This window comes from Cognatiluteimonas sedimenti, assembly GCF_022808325.1.
Taxonomy (GTDB): domain Bacteria; phylum Pseudomonadota; class Gammaproteobacteria; order Xanthomonadales; family Xanthomonadaceae; genus Cognatiluteimonas; species Cognatiluteimonas sedimenti.
The window spans coordinates 74,936-93,875 of record NZ_JALGCL010000003.1; the positions used below are offsets into that span (position 1 = coordinate 74,936).

At 70.5% G+C, this 18,940-nt stretch carries 17 protein-coding genes; 3 read left to right on the forward strand and 14 right to left on the reverse strand.

The window, feature by feature from the left end:
- Positions 1-133: 133 nt before the first annotated feature.
- The 14 genes from MQC88_RS09565 to MQC88_RS09630 form a co-directional block, all read right to left on the reverse strand.
- Positions 134-1,612: a tetratricopeptide repeat protein gene (locus MQC88_RS09565; protein ID WP_243321438.1), complete on the reverse strand. Its 1,479-nt coding sequence runs from the start codon at positions 1,610-1,612 to the stop codon at positions 134-136.
- Positions 1,609-2,988 (reverse strand): glycosyltransferase, encoded by a 1,380-nt coding sequence (locus MQC88_RS09570; RefSeq protein ID WP_243321440.1) that lies wholly within the window; start codon positions 2,986-2,988, stop codon positions 1,609-1,611. The genes MQC88_RS09565 and MQC88_RS09570 overlap by 4 nt, the downstream gene beginning before the upstream one ends.
- Positions 2,942-3,970 (reverse strand): NAD-dependent epimerase/dehydratase family protein, encoded by a 1,029-nt coding sequence (locus MQC88_RS09575; RefSeq protein ID WP_243321441.1) that lies wholly within the window; start codon positions 3,968-3,970, stop codon positions 2,942-2,944. Before MQC88_RS09575 ends, MQC88_RS09570 begins: the two co-directional genes overlap by 47 nt.
- 121 nt (positions 3,971-4,091) lie before the next feature.
- A complete protein-coding gene (locus MQC88_RS09580; protein ID WP_243321443.1) occupies positions 4,092-4,697 on the reverse strand; it encodes a lysophospholipid acyltransferase family protein in 606 nt (201 codons plus the stop codon).
- Between the two features lie 10 nt (positions 4,698-4,707).
- Positions 4,708-5,124 carry an alternative ribosome rescue aminoacyl-tRNA hydrolase ArfB gene (gene arfB / locus MQC88_RS09585; protein ID WP_243321444.1) on the reverse strand — a complete coding sequence of 139 codons (417 nt, stop codon included), beginning with the start codon at positions 5,122-5,124 and terminating at the stop codon, positions 4,708-4,710.
- Positions 5,125-5,176: 52 nt separating this feature from the next.
- Positions 5,177-5,905: a pseudouridine synthase gene (locus tag MQC88_RS09590; protein ID WP_243321446.1), complete on the reverse strand. Its 729-nt coding sequence runs from the start codon at positions 5,903-5,905 to the stop codon at positions 5,177-5,179.
- Between the two features lie 19 nt (positions 5,906-5,924).
- Positions 5,925-7,601: a ubiquinone biosynthesis regulatory protein kinase UbiB gene (ubiB, locus tag MQC88_RS09595; protein ID WP_243321448.1), complete on the reverse strand. Its 1,677-nt coding sequence runs from the start codon at positions 7,599-7,601 to the stop codon at positions 5,925-5,927.
- The gene (locus MQC88_RS09600) at positions 7,598-8,269 is read right to left on the reverse strand and encodes a ubiquinone biosynthesis accessory factor UbiJ (RefSeq protein WP_243321449.1); all 672 of its coding nucleotides are present in this window, start codon (positions 8,267-8,269) and stop codon (positions 7,598-7,600) included. Before MQC88_RS09600 ends, ubiB begins: the two co-directional genes overlap by 4 nt.
- 48 nt (positions 8,270-8,317) lie before the next feature.
- The gene (oleD, locus tag MQC88_RS09605; RefSeq protein ID WP_243321451.1) at positions 8,318-9,328 is read right to left on the reverse strand and encodes a 2-alkyl-3-oxoalkanoate reductase; all 1,011 of its coding nucleotides are present in this window, start codon (positions 9,326-9,328) and stop codon (positions 8,318-8,320) included.
- Positions 9,325-10,974, reverse strand: coding sequence for an olefin beta-lactone synthetase (gene oleC, locus MQC88_RS09610; protein ID WP_243321453.1), 1,650 nt, complete (start codon positions 10,972-10,974; stop codon positions 9,325-9,327). Before oleC ends, oleD begins: the two co-directional genes overlap by 4 nt.
- A gap of 49 nt (positions 10,975-11,023) precedes the next feature.
- Positions 11,024-11,968, reverse strand: coding sequence for an alpha/beta fold hydrolase (locus MQC88_RS09615; RefSeq protein WP_243321455.1), 945 nt, complete (start codon positions 11,966-11,968; stop codon positions 11,024-11,026).
- Between the two features lie 89 nt (positions 11,969-12,057).
- Positions 12,058-13,074, reverse strand: a complete 1,017-nt coding sequence (locus MQC88_RS09620; RefSeq protein ID WP_243321457.1) for a 3-oxoacyl-ACP synthase III — start codon at positions 13,072-13,074, stop codon at positions 12,058-12,060.
- Between the two features lie 134 nt (positions 13,075-13,208).
- Complete coding sequence (locus MQC88_RS09625) at positions 13,209-13,544, reverse strand: DUF4156 domain-containing protein (protein WP_425491615.1); 336 nt, start codon at positions 13,542-13,544, stop codon at positions 13,209-13,211.
- A gap of 145 nt (positions 13,545-13,689) precedes the next feature.
- A complete protein-coding gene (locus MQC88_RS09630) occupies positions 13,690-16,572 on the reverse strand; it encodes a M16 family metallopeptidase (protein WP_243321459.1) in 2,883 nt (960 codons plus the stop codon).
- A 173-nt stretch (positions 16,573-16,745) separates the two neighbouring features.
- Here MQC88_RS09630 and MQC88_RS09635 point away from each other — a divergent pair, with 173 nt between their 5' ends.
- The 3 genes from MQC88_RS09635 (at position 16,746) to MQC88_RS09645 (ending at position 18,926) form a co-directional block, all read left to right on the forward strand.
- A complete protein-coding gene (locus MQC88_RS09635; protein WP_243321461.1) occupies positions 16,746-17,456 on the forward strand; it encodes an SDR family oxidoreductase in 711 nt (236 codons plus the stop codon).
- Between the two features lie 284 nt (positions 17,457-17,740).
- A complete protein-coding gene (locus MQC88_RS09640; protein WP_243321890.1) occupies positions 17,741-18,223 on the forward strand; it encodes a tRNA (cytidine(34)-2'-O)-methyltransferase in 483 nt (160 codons plus the stop codon).
- Positions 18,224-18,371: 148 nt separating this feature from the next.
- Entirely contained in the window at positions 18,372-18,926 is a 555-nt protein-coding gene (locus MQC88_RS09645; RefSeq protein ID WP_243321462.1) for an OmpO family porin, read from the forward strand.
- Positions 18,927-18,940: the final 14 nt, after the last annotated feature.

Consider the following 18,940-nt stretch of genomic DNA (forward strand, 5'->3'; position numbering starts at 1 on the left):
CCCCCGCGCGACGCGGGCGCGGGCATGGCCGCAGCGGCCACGGCTACCCCACCAGGCGTCCACGAGGCGCCTTCGCACAAGCCAGGGTTGGTTGACTGGACGGCGCGTCCCTGCGCTGTTGGTTGCGACGCGATCAACGCACCACCGGGCAGCGGTCGGCGCGGAACTCGCAGAAGCGGTATCGCAGTTCCAGGCCGACGCTGGTGCCCTCGTAGCGGCCGAACTGGTTCAGGCGCTGGCTGTAGCCGGCGCTACCGACCAGCTGCCAATGGCTGAAGATGCCGATGGTGAGTTCGGCGCGCAGGTCGGTGGCGCGCTTCCAGCTGTCGAAGGTCTCGTCCTTCTGCTGGCCAAGCGCGGCCGACAGGTAAAGTCCCGCCTCCTCGCCCAACGTGACGTAGCTCGATGCCGCAACCGCGTACCGCCGGTAATCGTCCGGGCTGTAGTAGCCGTTGTCGGTGTTGCGGCTGTTGTGCTGGCCTTCGGCCTGCAGGCCGAGGTCGAACATGACGTGTTCGCCGCGATGGATCGCGCGCATGTAGCTGGCCAGGACCGAGGTGCGGCTGTTGTCGTCGTCGAAGTCGTCGGCGGCGATGCGGGCGTCGAAGCGGTCGCGCAGGGTCGGTGTCCAGGCCAGGTCCAGCGCCAGGCCATCGCGCATCACCGCCAGTGCGCGCGGCGAGGCGTCGACGCGATCGCGGTCGTAGGTCAGCGCATAGCTGAAGGCGTCAGTGGCGCGTTGCGAGAACTGCAGGTGGCCGATGGTTTCGCCATCGCTGCCGATGCCGTTGTCGATCCGCGAATTGCCCAGCCACAACTCCAGCGCGGTGTCCGCTGTCGGCGCGAAGCGCAGCCCCAGGCCGACGCGGCCTTCATCGACATGGTTGTCGCCCAGCAGCGGCGCGAACGCGCTGCCGAAGGCGGCAGAGTGCTGCCGGCGAGTGGCCCCGGCGAGCAGCCGCCAGCGGTCCGACAGCCACAGGTTGGTATCGATGGCCAGGCTGCGGATCTCGATGTCGTCCGAATCGGTGTACAGCGACGGCGCCAACCCGACCGAGGAGAACAGCGGCAGCCGCACCGACTTGGCCAGGTCGACGCTGTCCTTCTCGTCCGGCTTGACCGCCTGCACGGTGGCCAGCGCCGGCAGCGCCTGGTGCGGCCACTCGCCCTGGCGCAGGATCAGCGCCTGGGTCCAGGCGTTTTCGTAATCCTCCGGGTCGGCCGCGTACAACGGCGCATTGAGCGCCAGCGCGGCATCGCGGCGGCCGGCCCAGGCCAGCACGCGTGCGCGCAGCGCCGTGGCTTCCACGTCCTCGGAGCCGAAGCCGGCCAGGGCATCGTCGGCCCCGGCGTAGTCGCCCAGCCAGGCGAGGAAGCGCGCACGATCCAGCTGCGCGGCATGGTCGTCCGGGTGCTCGACGAGGTAGGCGTTGATCAGTTGCAGGGCCTCGGCGGTGCGCCCCGCCCAGGCGGCGTCGAGCGCCGGCTGGTAGGCCACGGCATCCTGGGCCAGGGCCGGCGCCAGCGGCAGCGCGCACGCCAGCGCGCCTGCGAGCAGGCCGACGCTGATCCGCGCGCGCCCGCCGGCGAAACGGCGGCGACGGGAGGTCATTTGCGCCATTTGCGGTTCCCCGTGATCCACAGGTCGAAGGCGAAGCGTCCGATGGTGTAGGTGTCGGCCACCATCAACGCGTAGCGCAACGGCGTGATTGCAATGCCCTTGAAGAACGTGGCGATGCGCGCGCCGCGCGCGACCACGACCAGTGCCGCCAGCGATACCAGCAACTCGGCGATGATGGTCACCGCCAGCGGTTCCCACATGCGCAGCACCAGCATGATGATGAGCGCGGTCGGGAAGCCGATCTTCTCCACCGCCGAGAGGAACATCGCCCAGCCGATCGGGCGGCCGTATTCCAGCGTGTGCTTCTCGCCGAACGGCTGCCGGTACTGCTCCTTGACCAGGCGCAGCTCCTCGACCCCGCTCTGCTTCTCCTCGCGCCGCTTGCGCCAGCGCTTGAGCGTCTTGAACGGCGTGCGCAACAGCGCGTCGAAGTAGTAGCAGCTCTGCAGGAACGACGACGACCACAGGTAGACCTGCCGCGGCAGCCGTTGCACCTCGGGCTCCTCCGAACGCGCCAGCACGTCCTGCAGCTGGACGTTGCGGTAGCCCTCGTTGTTGAGGGCGAAGCCGATGAAGATGTCCTCGGAGTTGGTCAGGTCGTCGCCGAAGATCGGCTCGTAGCGGTCGAACAGGTCCTTGATGTACTTGCGGCGGTAGGCGACCGCGCAGCCCACCGGGTTGGTGATGCCGCCGAAGAACACCATCTGGCCCTTGTAGACGAATCGCTGCAGGAACAGGTACAGGCACTCGCGATAGGTGTTGGTGATCCACCACCACAGCGAATGCAGCGCGCCGCGTTTGCGGTGCGGGTCGTCGTAGGTCGGCGCGCCGTGCCAGCGGCGGAATTCCTCGGTCTGCGCCAGCGCGTGGCGATCCTTCGGCCGCATCGGCAGGATCGTGCCGCAGGCGCTGGCGATGCCGACTCCCTCGTACAGTTCCTGCACGCAGCGCTCGATGTAGTCGGCCGATTCCAGGAAGGTGTCGCCATCGAGGATGAACTCGACGTCGGAATCGAACTCGCGCGACTGGCGCTTGATCGTCGGCGTCTTGCCGATCGACGACGCACGCTCGATCACGGTCAGGTGCATGCCGGCGGCGGCGGCGTATTCGCGCGCGCGCGGCACGGTCAGGTCCCTGGCGCCATCCTCGACCAGGATCACGTTGCGCGGGCGCACCGTCTGCCGCGCCAGCGACGCGAGGCAGTGGATGATGTTGTCTTCTTCCTTGTAGGCGGGGATGACGACGTCCACCACCGCGGTGCGCCAGTCCTCGGCAGGGGTGGGAACGGTCTTGTCGGGCCCGTGCAGCAGCCCGATCGCGCTAAGCAGCGCGTTCGGACTGAGTACGAACCAGGGTGCAGTGGCCATCTTTTTCCCCTTGCAGGCGCTGGCGCTCGGTGGCGACCAGATCGTCGATTGTCTGTTCCAACGTGTAGCAATGGTTGAAACCGGTCATCTGGCGCAGGCGGTCCAGGCTGGGGCGGCGGCGGCGGATGTCCTCGAAATCCTCGCCATAGGCCTCGCGCAGCGGCACGTGCTTGAGCTGCGAGCGGCTGCCGGCGCGTTCGATCACCAGTTGCGCCAGTTCGGCGATGCTGATCTCGCGGTCGTTGCCGACGTTGGCGGTGACGGTATCGCGGCCGGCGTGGGTGGCGAGCGCGTCGAGCGCGACCACGGTGTCGCGCACGTCGCAGAACGAACGCGTCTGCGCACCGCCACCGAACACGGTGATCGGCTCGTCGCGGACCGCTTGGGCGACGAAGCGCGGCACCACCATGCCGTAGCGCCCGACCTGGCGCGGGCCGATGGTGTTGAAGAAGCGGGCGATCACCGCCGGGATGCCGAAGCGCTGCGCGAACGACAGGCCCAGCGCCTCGTCGGCGATCTTGCTGACCGAATAGCCCCAGCGGGTTCCGGCCTTGGTGCTGACCACCAGGTCCTGGTCCTCGCGCAGGATGTCCTCGTCGTTGTGGCCGTAGACCTCGGAGCTCGATGCCAGCACCACTTGCGGCTTCCAGCCGCCGGCGTTGGCCGCGCGCAGCAGGCGCTCGCAGCCGGCGATGTTGGTCGCCAGCACCTTGGTGGGTTCGGCGATGACCCGGTAGACGCCGACCACCGCGGCGAGGTGGTAGATGCGGTCGGCCCACCCGACCACGCGCTCGAGCCGGTCCCAGGTGAGTACGTCGGCCTGGTCGAAGCGGAAGCTCGGGTCGTCCTCGTGCGCGGCGAGATTGGCGCGCACGCCGGTCGACAGGTCGTCGACCACGTGGACCTGGTCCCCGCAGGCGAGGTGGAGGTCGACGAGATGCGAGCCGATGAAACCGGCCCCGCCGGTGATGAGGATATGCATGGTGCCCCTGCCCTGCTTCGGTCGCGGCCGGGCCTTGCCACGCGAGAATCCGTGAAACCCGTGCCCAATACAGGACGCAAGGCACGTGCCACGCCGGCCACGCACGGGCACGCCGATGCGGTCAGGGCGTGCCGTGGTGGCGGCCCTGCCACGGCCTGTACCAGGCGCGGATGCGGGCGATGTCCGCGGCCATGTCGTCGCCCAGCTGGAACGGCGGGCCGATGCCGATGACCTTGTCCGGGTAGTGGAAGTAGGCGGGCAGCACCGGCACGCCGGCGGCCTTGGCGATCTTCCAGAAGCCCGGTTTCCAGGGCACGCCCGGCTTGCGGGTGCCCTCCGGGGCCAATCCGAACCAGAATTTGTCACTTCCGGCAATCAGCGCCGCCGCCTGTTCGACCACGCCCGCGGCGGCACTGCGGTCGACCGCGATCACCCCGAGCCGGCGCAACAGCGGTCCCAGCGGCCACCAGAAGAGCTGGTGCTTGCCGAGGATGCGGATGTCCAGGCCAAGCGCGAGCTTGGCGGCGAATCCCCAGACCCCGTCCCAGTTCGACGAGTGGGGCGCCCCGATCAATACCAGCCTGGGGATGTCCGGGAAGGCGCCGACCATCCGCCATCCGCCCAGCCGCAGCAGGCTGCGCCCGAGCCAGCGGGTGAAGGCGTTGCGCGGCACCTGCGGTGCGCTCGGCGGCAGCGGCAACACGATGTCATCGTCGGCCTCGTGCATGCGTCCCCGTTCAGTCCCAATCGCGTTGCCCGCGTCCGCGCTTGATCGTACTGCGTCCGCGCTTGGCGTCCAGCCGCCGCTGCTGCGAGGCGCGGGTGGGCTTGGTGGCGACCCGCGGCTTCGGCGCGTGCAGGCCGGCTTCGATGAAGGCCGCCAGCCGCGCGCGCGCGTCCTCGCGATTGCGCTCCTGGGTGCGGAAGCGCTGCGCGCCGAGCACCAGCACGCCTTCGACGGTGAGGCGGCGGTCGCGGCGCGCCAACAGGCGCGCGCGCACCGGCTCGGGCAGCGACGGCGAATTCGCGACGTCGAAGCGCAATTCCACCGCGGTCGCGACCTTGTTGACGTTCTGCCCGCCCGGACCGGACGCACGCACGAAGCGTTCGACCAGTTCGGCGTCGTCGATGGCGATGGATCCGACCTGCAGCATCCGTGGATTGTAGTGACGCGCGGGCCGGCCCACAGCAGGGCAGGACGTCCGGCTAGTCCACTGGCGCGCCGTTTCGTGCAGGCGGATCGAACAGCGCCAGCGCCCTGGCGAACTGCGCGTCCGCTGGCGCGACCGCCTCGATCCGGCTGCCCCCGCGCGGATGCAGGAACGCCAGCCGCTGCGCGTGCAGCAGCATGCGCGCGATCCCGAGCATGCGGAACGTGCGGTTGTGGCGGCCGTCGCCGTGGCTGCTGTCGCCGACCAGGTGGTGCGAGGCGTGCTTGAGGTGGCGGCGGATCTGGCGGAAGCGGCCGCTGTGCGGGCTGGCGCGCAGCAGCGCGTAGCGCGAGGTGGCGAAACCGGCCGAGGGAATCGGCAGTTCGCAGGTCGCCAGCACCTCGAACCGGGTCAGCGCCGGCTTTTTCGCCGGCTTGCCGGGGCCGCCGTCGAGCGGGTGGTCGATGTCGAAGCGCGCTTCCGCCGGCCAGCCGCGGCAGATGGCGAGGTAGTCCTTTTCGAACGCCTCCGGCCCCTCCGCGCGCGCCATCACCATCCGCCCCAGCGCCGACGCCGTCTCGCGGTCGAAGGCCAGCAGCAGGCAGCCGCTGGTGGCGCGGTCGAGCCGGTGCACGAGGAAGATCGGGCGACCGAACTGCGCGCGCAGGCGGTCGGCGGCGAAGTCCGTCTCGCCACGCGCCAGCGCGCTGTCGTGGACCATCAGCCCGGCGGGCTTGTCGACCACGGCCAGGTGGTCGTCGCGGTGGAGCACCGTCAGGTCCATGGCACCGCCGCGCGAGGCGTCAGCGCCGGCGCGGCCACGCCGCCAGCAGCGCCCACAGCCCGCCGAGGCCGGCGATCCATGCCGCCGCCGGGACGCCCGCGATATTCGGGCCGCCGGCTTCGAGCCCGTAGAGCACCGCGGCCACCAGCAGCAGCCCGGTGCCCAGGATCGCCGCCACCGTGCGCCGTTGCACGCCCTTGATCGTGCGCACCAGCTCGGCCAGGTCGTGCGAACGCAACGCGAGTTCGTGCCGGCCCTCGACCTGCTGCCGCAGCCATGCGTGCAACAGCCGCGGCATTTCCGGTGCGTGCGTGATCATCTCCGGCAGGCGCTTGCGGAACTCGCCGAGCAGCCGCTGCGGGCTGTAGCGCTCGGCCAGGATCTGCTCCAGCACCGGACGCGCCACCGCCCAGATGTCGATCCTGGGGTCCAGCTGGCGGCCGACGCCCTCGATGCTGAGCAGCGTCTTCTGCAGCAGGATCAATTGCGGCTGGATGGTCAGCTCGTAGCGCTGCGCGGTGCGGAACAGCTTGAGCAATACCTCGCCCAGGGAGATCTCGGAAAGGGGCCGGGTGAAGTACGGCTCGCAGACCGAACGCGCCGCGGCCTCGAGCTCGTCGATGCGGATGTGCGCCGGCATCCAGCCGGCCTGCACGTGCAGCTCGGCGACGCGCCGGTAATCCTTGTTGAAGATCGCCATGAAGTTTTCGGCGAGGTAGTACTGGTCCTCGCTGGAGAGCTGGCCCATGATCCCGAAGTCGAGCGCGATGAAGCGCGGGTCGGCCTTGCGCGCCGGGTCGATGTCGACCCAGATGTTGCCGGCATGGGCGTCGGCGTGGAAGAAGTTGTCGCGGAACACCTGGGTGTAGAACACGCGCACGCCCTTGGCCGCGAGCGCCTTGCGGTCGATGCCGGCGGCGTCGAGCGCGGCGATGTCGTCGCTGGGGATGCCGCGCACGCGTTCGAGCGTGAGCACGCGCTCGGCGGTATGGCTCCAGATCGGCTCGGGCACGTACAGGTCGGGCGAACCCAGCCAGTTGCGGCGCAGCACCGACGCGTTGGCGCCCTCGCGCTGCAGGTCGAGTTCGGCGGCCAGCGTGGATTCGATCTCGGCCACGATCTCGCGCGGGCGGATCTTGTCGGCGTTGGGATGGGTGCGGTCGACCAGCGCCGCGATGCCCTTCAGCAGCGCGATGTCCTGCGCCACCTGCGCCTCGACCCCGGGCCGCAGCACCTTGACCACCACGTCGCGCGGCGCCGCGCCGCCGGCCGCCGGCAGCGTCGCGGCGTGCACCTGCGCGATCGAGGCCGAGGCCAGCGGGGTGGTGTCGAAGCCGGCGAAGGCCACGCCGACCGGCCGTTGCAGCGCGCGCTCGACGATCGCGCGCGCGATGTCGCCGTCGAACGGCGCGACCCGGTCCTGCAGCAGCGTCAGCTCGTCGGCGACGTCCGCCGGCACCAGGTCGCGGCGAGTGGACAGGATCTGCCCGAACTTGACGAAGATCGGCCCGAGTTCCTGCAAGGCCAGGCGCAGGCGCGCGCCGCGCGATTGCGCCGCGATCTCGCGCGAGGCACGCGGCACGAACGGCCTCATCAGCCGCAGCCAGCGCTCCGCGGCGGTGTCGTCGAGCAGGTCGTCGAGCCGGTACCGCAGCAGCACCCGGCCGATGCGCAGCGCGCGCAGCCCGGACTTCATCGCCCGCTTCCGTTGCGCGCGGCCGCACCGGCCGCGGCCGCGCGCAGGCGCTCGACACGTGCCGCCAGCCGCGCGGCATCATCGCGCAGGGTGTCGACCTCGTCGTAAAAGGTGTCGAGCTCGGCGCGCGGGACCACGTCGCGCGATTCCTCGGTGACGTATTCGGCCGCGGCCCCGGCGAGATCGCGGCCGGCATCGCGCGCGTGCGCCAGGGCCGCGGCGAACGCATTGGCCAGCTGCACCCCGAGCACGTCGCCGAACACCGCGGCGAACGGCTGCTGCCAGTCCGGATCGAAGCGCGTGGCCAGCTGCTGCAGGCGCCGCGCCAGTTCGGCGTCGCCGGACAGCTTCATGCGCCCCACCGGCGGTGCGTCGTCGCGCCGGAACACCGGCAACTGCGCCAGCAGCCCGGCCAGGGTGCTGCGGACGCTGAGCTCGGGCTCGCGTTGCGCATCCACGGGGCCGACCTGGAGCCGCGCGCCGGCCACGCACACCTGCAGCGCCAGCGGCCGGCCGCCGGCGACCGGTTCCAGCGTCAGCGCCACGCATTGGCCGTCGAGCGCCTGCAGGCCGTCGCGGGTCTGCGGGTCCAGCGCCAGCGCGCGGTTGAGCGCGGCTTCCAGCGTGCGCCCTGCCAAGGGCTTCCAGTCGAAGGTGGCTGCGGTCATCGGGGCATTGTAGGGCCGCGGGTCAGGGCCGGACGCGAGCGGTCGGGCTCAGCCCCCACCGCGGGTTGCTGCAAGCCGCTTCAACCCTTCCGCGATCGAGACCCGTGGCCTGTAGCCGAAGTCACGCAGGGCGGGACCCATGTCGTACCAATGCGTCGTCGCCAGCTGCTCGGCAAGGAAACGCGTCAGCGGCGGCTCCCCGCGCAGCGGCAGCAGCGTCCACGCCGCCTCGCAGGCCGCGCCGATCGCATAGGCCGCGCCGAACGGCAGCGACTTGGTCACGGGTGGCGCGTCCACGGCGGCGAGCAGCGCATTGACGATCTCGCGCATCGGCTTCGGCTCGCCGTTGCTGATGAAGTACGCGCGGCCCGCGCACGCCGCGCCGGGCGCGAGGTGCTCGAACGCGTCGAAATGCGCCTGCGCCGCGTTGTCGATATAGGTCGTGTCGACGAGGTTGTCGCCGCCGCCGACCAGGCGCAGCCGCCCGGCACGCGCGCGCTGCGCCAGCCGCGGCAGCAGTTGCGCGTCGCCCGGCCCCCAGATCAGGCGCGGGCGCAGGGCGATGGTGGCCAGCGCGGCATTGTTGGCGGCGAGCACGGCTTTTTCGGCGACGATCTTGGTGCTGGCGTAGGGTGCCTTGACGTGTTCGCCGTAGGGTACGGTGTCGGCGGTGCCGCCGGCGACCGGGCGGGTCGCGCGATGGGTGACGCTGGGCGTGGACGTGTACACCAGCTTGCCGATGCCGTGCGCGCGGCAGGCGGCGAGCACGTTGTCGGTGCCAACGACGTTGGCGCGGTGGTAGCTGTCGCGGCTGCCCCAGGCGCCGGCCTTGGCGGCGTTATGGAACACGCCGTCGAAACCGGCCGCACCTGCGCCGGCGAACGCGGCCAGCACCGCCTCGCGGTCGGCGAGGTCGCCCTGGATCTGGCGCACCCCGAGCGCGTCCAGCGCCGGATACAGGCCGCGGTTGAAGCTGGTGACGGCGTGCCCGCGCGCGACCAGCCCGCGGCACAACGCCTGGCCGAGGAAACCGCCGCCGCCGGTGACCAGCAGCTTCATCGCGCGGACCGCCGCAATTGCGCGGACGCCCACGCCGCCAGCTGTTCGCGCCCGATCTTGGCGTTGTGGCGGATGTCGACCGGGAAACCGGGGTGGAACAGGAAGGCTTCGACCTTGGCGGCATGCACGAAACCCTCGCCGATGAGGCGCAGCTCATCGGCAATGCGCGCGCGCGCGCCGCGCGCCACGCCCTTGCGCAGTTCCACGCACAGCACCGGACGCTGCGCGCCGGGTGCGCCGACCCCGACCAGCGCGCTGCGGCGCACGTCGGGATGGGTGTCGAACACCGGCTCGACCTGTTCGGTGCACAGCGTGGCATCGGCGGTGACCACGCGCTGCGATTTTCGGCCGCAGAACCACAGCCGGCCTTCGGCATCGATCCAGCCCAGGTCGCCCATGCGGTGCACGATGCGTTCGCCGCCTGCGGGGAGCGGTTCGCGGATCTTCGCCAGCGCGGTCGCGGCATCGCGGTTGAAATAGGCGTCGGTGGCGGTCGGTCCGGCGACGGTGATCTCGCCGACCTGCCCCGGCTTCACCGGCAATGCATCGGACCATTGCGCGATCGCGCCGTCGTCGATGGCGATGATGCGCACCTGGTTGGGCGCCACCGGCAGGCCGACGCAGGTCCCGGCGCCCTGTTCGGTGCGCGCGCGCAGCGTGACCAGTTCCCTGCCCTCGATCACGGCCACCGGCAGGCATTCGGTGGCGCCGTACGGCGTCCAGAAGCGGGCGTCGTCCGGCAGCAGCGCGCGCATCCTGGCGACCACGTCCGCGGGTACCGGTGCGCCGGCCGAAGTCACCCGCCGCAACGTCGGCAATGGTTGGCCATGCTCGGCCAGCACCCGGACCAGCGCCGGCGAACCGAACAGCTGGCTGACGCCGAAACGTTCGATCGCGCGCAGCAGCTTGCGCGGATCCGCGCGCGCCGGGCGCCTGGGGTCCATGTCCGGGATCACCGAGGTCAGCCCGAGCGCGGGGTCGAACAGCGCGAACGGCGGAAACGTCGGCAGGTCGACGCCGCCGGGCTCGATCCCGAACGCCGATCGCAGCATCTGCGCCTGGGCGACGAAGTGCCGATGCCGGTACACCACGCCCTTGGGCACGCCGGTGGAGCCGGACGTGAACAGGATCGCGGCGATGTCGTCGGGCTGCGTGTCCGCCAGCTGCGGGCCGGCGCCGGCGCCATCGCGCTCGACCGCGGCGAGCGTCGCATCGGCGAACAACGCGCGCGCGCCGGTGGTGATCCGCGTCCGCGCGCCAGGTGCCCAGCGCAGCAGCGCTTTCGCCAGCATCGCCAGCGGGATGCCGATGAAGGCGGCGGGTTGCGCCTCGTCCAGGCATTGCCTGAGCGCGCGCTTCGCGATCCCCGGGTCGACCAGTACCGGCACCGCGCCTGCCTTGAACAGCGCGAACAGGGTGAGGAAGAACTCCGGCGTCGGCCGCAGCATCACCACCGTGCGGGTGCCGCGGACGATGCCGCGGTGCGCGAGCCCGGCGGCGATGGCGTCGCTGCGCACGTCCAGTTGCGCGTAGCTCAGGGTGCTGCGATAAGCGCCGTCGCGGCCGGGGCAATGCATCGCGACCTGGTCGCCGCGTTCGCGCGCCAGCCGCGGCAGCGCGGCGGCGATGTTGCAGGGTTCTGGCATGGGGGGATTGTATGCGCCCGGTTGCCGCGGGCACGCGGCGCGGGCGCCGTTACGTGGGCAGGGGATGTGCGTCGAGGAAGCGGCGGATCGCGGGCACCAGCACCTCGTGCTTGTCCTCGAGCACGTAGTGGCCCGCGTCCTCGAAGGCGTGCACTTCGGCGCCCGGCAGCGCGCGGCGGAAGCCGTCGAGGAAATGCCGGTCGAACACGAAGTCGCGCAGGCCCCAGCCGATGAACGCGGGACGGTCCGCGAGTTCGGCAAGCCGGCGCCCGGTTTCCGCGACCAGCGGCCATGCCCGATCGCCCGCGCGCAGCGGGATGTCCTGCATGAAGCGCAACGTCGAGATCGCTTCGTCCCAGCCCTGGTACGGCGCGCAGTAGGCGCGCCGCACGGCCGCGGGCAGGCTGCGCCTGGTGCCCAGCCACGCCGCGCCGCGCGCGAACAGGTTGAAGCGGCGGATCGCCCAGCCGCCAAGGCGCGAATCGCGCCCCAGCGACAGCTGCCACGGCATCGGCTTGCCCGCCGGCAGCGGGAACGCGGCAGTGTTGAGCACCACCAGCCGCTGCACCTGCGGCAGGTGCGACAGCGCCCAGCCGAAGCCGACCATCCCGCCCCAGTCGTGCACCGCCAGCGTCACCGGGCCGGTGATCCCGAGCTGCCCGAGCAGGGCGGCGAGATCGTCGACCCGTGACTGCAGGGTGTAGTCGTAGCGCGCGGCCGCCGGATCCGTCGGCGGACGCACGCCGCCGCCATCGTCCGGCTTGTCCGACAGCCCCATGCCGACATGGTCGGGGACGATGCAGCGGTAGTGCCTGTCCAGGGCCGGGTCGCACAAGCCCAGCACCAGGTGGCGCCAGTGGTAGCTCCAGGACGGGTTGCCGTGCAGCATCACCACGACCTCGCCGTCGCGCGGGCCTTCGTCCAGGTAGCTCATCGCAATGCCCGGGCGGACTTCGATGCGCCGCGGCTGGAACGGATAATCGGGGTAGCGCATCGTCGTCTGCACGGAACTTTGCACGAAGGGGAGCGGTATCAATGAAAAGGGCCGGACGGGCCGGCCCTGCACGGCTCAGGTGGCGCGGCTCACCACACCACTTCGGCCATCGAGCAGTTCAGCCCGGAGCCGATGCCCAGCAGCGCGATCCGGTTGCCCTTCTTCAGCCGGCCCATCTCGCGCAACTTGCTGAGCACGATCGGCACCGAGGCGGGGCCGATGTTGCCGTGCTCGCCGAAGATCGTCAGCACCTTCTTCGGGTCGATGCCCATGGCCTTGGTGAAGGCGGCGGTGTGCACCTTGCTGACCTGGTGGACCACGAACTCGTCCATTTCCTCGACCACCCAGCCGAGCTTCTGCCGCGCCACCAGGAAGGTCTTCTGCGCCAGCTTGACGCCCTCGATCAGCAGGGTGCGCGTGTCGGTGATCATGCCGTCGAGGTTGCCGCGGCAGAGCTTGTTCCACTGGGTCGCGGCGCGGGTGACGCCGCCGCGGTAGCGCGGCGCGCCCGGAGCCAGCTCGGCGCGCGCCAGCACCATCGCCGCGGCGCCGGAGCCCAGCGTCAGGGTCGCCAGCTCGTTGCGGAAATCGGCCTCGGTGGAATCGGCGCGCAGCATGCGCTCGAGCGTCTTCTCGTAGGCCAGGTCGGCGGTTTCGCCGTCGACCACCAGGGCGTAGTCGATCTCGCCGCGCTCGATCATGCGGCTGGCGATGTCCATGCCGTTGAGGAACGCCAGGCAGGCGTTGGCGACGTCGAAGTTCTGGCACTCGTCGCCCAGGCCGAGGTTGCCGCTGACGATCGAAGCGGTCGACGGCTCCAGGTAGTCGCGGCTGACCGAGGTGTTGACCAGCAGGCCGACCTTGTCCGGGTCGATGCCGGCATCGGCCAGCGCCTTGACGCCGGCGAGGGTCGCGGCGTCGGAAGCCTGCATGCCTTCGTCCCACAGCCGCCGGGCATGGATGCCGGCCACTTCCTGGAGCACGTCGGTCTTGATCCCGAGGCGGTCGAGGGTCGGCTTGAGGCGGGCATTGATCTCATCCGAACTCAGGCGCCGCGGGGCGTCGATGTGGGCGAGGCCGGCGATGGCGACGTGCTGGAACAACATGGGCAGTGACCGGAAGCGGATGAAAACGGGACAGGATACCGCCTTTCACCGGCCCTGCAGGTCGGAAATGGTCACGGATCCGGGCATTGCCAAGGCCCCGCCGGCCCTCGGGGCGACCCGCAGGCGCCTGCGGTTCAGCGCCCGCAGCGCCAGGCGGCGTAGCGCTGGGTGCCGTCGCCCGGGTCGTCGAGCGCCTGCACCGTGTCCGCGCCCAGGCCCGGGGCCTCGTTGCGGGCCAGGGTTTCCAGCTCCTCGCGCACCCGCAGCCGGTTGCGATCGTAGAAGGCGATGCTGTCCTTGACCGAGACCTCGACCTCGCCGCGCGCCTCGCAGCCGGCGGGGGCGCCGGTCACCACCTGCACCGCGCTGGCTCCCGGCGCCATGTGCACCCAGGTACAGCCGGACACGGCTAGCAAGCCGACAGCGGCCAGCAGCGGCAGCGAGAACATCGAAGGGGACGGCAACGGCATGGCGGCTCCTTGCGGGGCGAAAAAAAAACGACGGACGACGCAGGCGAAGAAACGGAAACGCACGGGATTGTGGCCCCGTGCGTCTGAATCCGGCACAAGCGGGAAGGCGCGTGCCGCCCGTTGCCGGGGGCACGCGCCGGCGGCGTTACTTGCCCGCCACCGGCTTGCCGTCGGCGTCGACCACGCTGACCTCGCCCAGCTTCAGCGCGCGCACCGGCTGCTCGATCTTCGACAGGTCGCCGACCACCACCCAGGTCAGCGCCTTGGCGTCGATCGCCTTGGCCGCTTCGTTGACCTGCGCCGGGGTCATCGCCGCGATCTGCGCGTTGCGCTGCTGCACCCAGTCGTCGGGCCGGCCGAACTCGACCATGTCGCTGATCGTGCCCATCACCGCTTCAGCGGTCTCGTAGGCGCCGGGCTGGCTGCGCAGCTCGTTGGCGACCACCTTGGCGACCTCGGCCTCGGTGGCCGGGGCCTGGCCGCTGCCGAACTGGGCGATCTCGCGCTGCATTTCCTGCAGCGATTCGGCGGTCTTGTCGATCTGCACCGGCGCATAGGCCAGCCACGGCCGTTGCCCGAGCGCGGACGCCAGCATCGAATGCGCGCCGTAGGACCAGTGCTTGTCTTCGCGCAGGTTCATGTTCAGGCGCGCGGTGAAGTCGCCGCCCAGCACCTGGTTGGCCATCCCCAGCCGCACTGAAGCCGGGTCGGTGTTGGACGGCATCAGCTCGCCGGTGAAGATGTTGGCCTGGACCGCGCCGGGCTGGTCGATCAGGAACACGCGCGGCTGCAGCGGCCGCGCGACCTTGGCGACTGCGTCCGCCTTGGCGGCCTCGCCGTCGCCCTTCCAGTCGCCGAAATGCTTGTCCAGCAGCGGCACGATTTCGGCGAGCGTGGTGTCGCCGACCACGATCACGGTGGCCTGCTCGGGGCGCAGCCAGGCGCGCTGGTAGGCGAGCAGGTCGTCGCGGCTGAGGCTGGCGATCGCCGCCTCGGTGCCGCTGCCGGTGAACGGGATGCCGTAGGGGTGGTCGCTGCCGTACAGCAGCGGCGGCAGCACGCGCAGGGCGGCCGAATTCGGGCGCGCCTTCTCCTGGGCGATGCCGGCGATCCACTGCGCCTTGACCCGGTCGATCTCGGCCTGGTCGAAGCGCGGCTGCCGCAGCATGTCGGCGAACAGCGCGAGCGAAGGGTCGAGGTTGCGCTTCAGCGCCGACAAGGATGCGTTGCCGCCGTCGAGGTTGGCGCTGGCGCTGATTTCGGCGCCCAGGTCCTCCTCGCGCGAAGCGAAGTCGAGCGCGCCCAGCCCGGCGGCGCCTTCGTCGAGCATGCCCATGGTGAACGCGGCGGTGCCCAGCTTGCCGCCGCGGTCGGCGGCGTACCCGCCGTCGAAGCTGTAGCCCAGGTTGACCACCGGGATGTCGTGGCGCTCGGCCAGGATCAGCTTGCTGCCGTTCCTGAGGGTGGCGTGCTGCAGCGCCGGGAACTTGAGCGTCGGGAAGCTGGCCACGTCCGGGACGCCCTGGCTGCGGTCGACGTCGCTGGCGGCGGTGGTGAACCTGGCGTCGACCGCCGGCAGCGCGAACGGCGCCGGCTTCACCGCCGGCGCTTCTGCCAGCGGCTTGCGCTCGCCCGGCACCACCACGAAGGTGTGGCTGGGCTTGCCCAGCCACTGCCGCGCCACGTCGCGCACCTGTTCGGGGGTGGCGCTGTCGATGTTGCGCAGGTTGTCGCGGAAGCAGCCCGGGTCGGCGGTGTAGATCGCGCAGGAAGCGAGCACGTCGGCCTTGCCACCGAAGCCGCCGATGCGCTCGATGCCGCGGATGAAACCGGCCCGGTATACGGTCTTGGCGCGCGCCAGTTCGGCGGCGCTGGGGCCGTCGCGCAGCAACCGCTGCAATTCCTCGTCCAGCGCCGCCTCGACCCTGGCCTGCTCGACGCCCTGCTTGACCATCGCGTTCATGATGAAACTGCCCGACAGCTGCGCGCCATAGTTGGCGGTGCTGACGCTGTCGGCGATCTTGTCCTGGTGCACCAGGCGGGTATCCAGGCGCGAGCTGGCGCTGCCGCCCAGCACCGCGGAGAACAGGTCCAGCAGGTCCGAATCGCGGCTGCCGACCTGCGGCACGTTCCACATCCGCCGCACCATCACCTGCGGCACCTTGTCCTCGAGCACGGTACGACCCGACTGCGCCAGCGGCGCGATGTCGACCGCCGGCTGCTGCATGGTCGGCGTCGCCGGGATGTCGCCGAAATACTTCGCCGCCTTGGCCTTGGCGGTGGCCAGGTCGATGTCGCCGGCCAGCACCAGCACCGCGTTGTTGGGGCCGTACCAGGTGCGGAACCAGGTCTTGACGTCCTCCAGCGAGGCGGCGTTCAAGTCGTTCATCGAGCCGATCGTGGTGTGGTGGTACGGATGCCCTTCCGGGTACATCGTGTGCGCCACCACCTCCCGCAGCTGGCCATAGGGCTGGTTCATGCCCTGGCGCTTCTCGTTCTGGACCACGCCGCGCTGCTCGTCCAGGGTGGCCTGGTCGATCGCGCCGAGCAGGTGGCCCATGCGGTCGGACTCCATCCACAGCGCCATGTCCAGCGCGGTGGTCGGCACGTTCTCGAAATAGTTGGTGCGATCGGTGTTGGTGGTGCCGTTCATGTCGGTGGCACCGGCCTGTTCGAACGGCTCGAAGTATTCACCCGGATTGTTTTCCGAGCCGTTGAACATGAGGTGCTCGAACAGGTGCGCGAAGCCGCTGCGCCCGGCCGGCTCGGCGAGGCTGCCGACGTGGTACCAGAGGTTGACCGCGACGATCGGCGCCTTGTGGTCCTCGTGCACGATCACGCGCAGGCCGTTGGGCAGGGTGAACTGCTGGAAGGCGATGTCGACGCCGGTGGTGGTGGGCGCGACGGCTTCGGCCTGCACGGCCGGTGCGTAGAAGCCGCCACCGAGCGCGGCGGCCAGGGCGAAGGCGAGGACCCCCTGGCGCAATAGCGCGCGGGGACGGAACGAACGGCTGGCGACGACGGACATGCGGCACTCCTGTGCGGGCTGGATGCACGGGCGAGGCGTCGCAGCGTGCGTGAATGGGCGGGGAACCCCGGCTGCCATCGTAACCGCCGTCTCTTTGCGCGCTGTAGGCCATTAGTCCTGCCCGGCGGGCGGCAACGACGCTGTAACCGCTTGCAGCGCGGCATACTCGGCGCATGGACGCACGCCACAGCCTGGTCACCGGCGCCAACCGCGGCCTGGGCCTCGAGTTCACCCGGCAACTGCTGGCACGCGGCGATCGCGTGATCGCCACCTGCCGCCATCCCGGCAAGGCCACGGCGCTCAATGCGCTGGCCGGCGAACATCCCGGCCGCCTGCACGTGCTGCCGCTGGACGTCTCCGACCCGAAATCGATCGCGGCGCTGGTGTCCGAGCTGCCGCTGCTGGACGACGGCGGCGATGCGACCCTGGACTTGCTGGTCAACTGCGCCGGCGTGCTGCACTCCGGTGAGCGTTTCGGCAGCGTGGCGGCGGCGACGCTGGACGACAGTTTCCGCACCAACGCGATGGGCCCGCTACTGCTGACCCAGGCGCTGGCGCCACGGCTGGCGGACAACGCCCGGGTGGCGAACCTCAGTTCGGTGCTCGGCTCGATCGCTTCGGTCGGCCGCTTCGGCACGCCCAGCTACAACCTCAGCAAGGCCGCGCAGAACATGGCGACCGCCTTGCTGGCGCGGGCGCTGCAGCCGCGCGGGATCGTGGTGCTGGCGCTGCACCCGGGCTGGGCGCGGACCGACATGGGCGGCGACAACGCCACCGTGGCGGTGGCCGATGCCGTCGCCGGGTTGTTGCGGGTGATCGACGCGGCAGGCACTGGCGACAGCGGCAGCTTCCAGGACTGGCGCGGAGAGCCGCTGCCTTGGTGACGATGACCGGATGACGGACGTCCGGGCCCCGCGCGGACGCTGCATGCCGATACGAAATGCCAGCAGGATCAATCATTTGCGACTGGCACGCGGCCTGCTTACAACCCTCGTGTACGACTCCTCCGAGTCGCTGCCCGAGGAACCTTCCCATGTCGCTGCATACCCACCTGATCCGTGGCGCGATTGCACTGCCGGTGCTGGCGCTGCTGTGCATCGCGGCCGCAATCGCGCCGCCAGCGGCGGCCCGCTGCGGCGGCGCCGGGTTCGCGGCCGATAATGCCGCGATGTTCGACGTCATCCTGCACCAGCCACAGATCCCGCCCAACACCGGCAATGTCATCCGCCTGTGCGCCAACACCGGCGCGCGGCTGCACCTGGTGCAACCGCTGGGCTTCTCGCTGGACGACGCACAGCTGCGCCGTGCCGGGCTGGACTACCACGAGTACGCGACGCTGCAGGTGCACGCCTCGCTCGACCTCGCGCTGGCGGCGCTGGCTCGCCGCGAGCACGCGCCGCCACGGCTGTACGCGCTCAGCACGCGCGGCGGCACCCGTTTCGACGCGCCGGCGTTCCGCGCCGGGGACGCCTTCGTGTTCGGAAGCGAAACCAGCGGCCTGCCCGATGCGGTGCTCGACGCATTGCCGCCGTCGCAGCGCCTGCGCCTGCCGATGCAGCCGCACAACCGCAGCCTCAACCTGTCGAACGCGGTGGCGGTGGTGGTGTACGAGGCCTGGCGGCAATGCGGCTTCGCCGGTGCGAGCGCCTGACTGAACCGCGCCGTAAAAGTTCCACCGCGGCGCGCGCGCGGCTTCAGGTTGCGTTGCAGGGGCGAACGGAAAATCACGCCACCGGTTCACCAGGCGTTGTCCATCCGCCGCCTGCCGGCCCAAAAACAAAATTGAAGAGGCTCCCCCGATGAAGCGTTCCCTGCTTGCCTTCGCCCTGTTTGCTGCCCTGCCCTTTGCCGCGTCCGCGGCCGACGGCATCTCCTACAACTATGTGCAGGGCGGCTACGTCGCCACCAACACCGATTCCGGCGACGCCGATGGCTGGGGCCTGGACGGCTCGGCCGCGCTCACCCCCAACTTCCACCTGTTCGGCGGTTACTCCAACCAGGACGTGAAGGATTTCGACGCAGACTTCGACCAGTGGCGCTTGGGCGTGGGCTACAACCACGAGATCTCGCCGAACATGGACCTGCTGACGCGCGTGGCGTACGAGAAGTTCGACGCCGGCGATGGCGTCAGCGCCGACGGCTACAGCGTCGAGGCCGGTGTGCGCGGCGCGATGACGCCGATGCTGGAAGGCTACGCGCTGGCCGGTTACGAGGACGGCAATGATTTCGATGGCGACTTCTACGGCCGCCTCGGCGCGCAGGTGAAGTTCACTCCGAACTGGGGCGTGGCCGGCGACGTCAAGGTCTCCGACGGCGACACCCAGTGGTTCGTCGGACCGCGCCTGACCTGGTAAGGACTCCGGCGCAA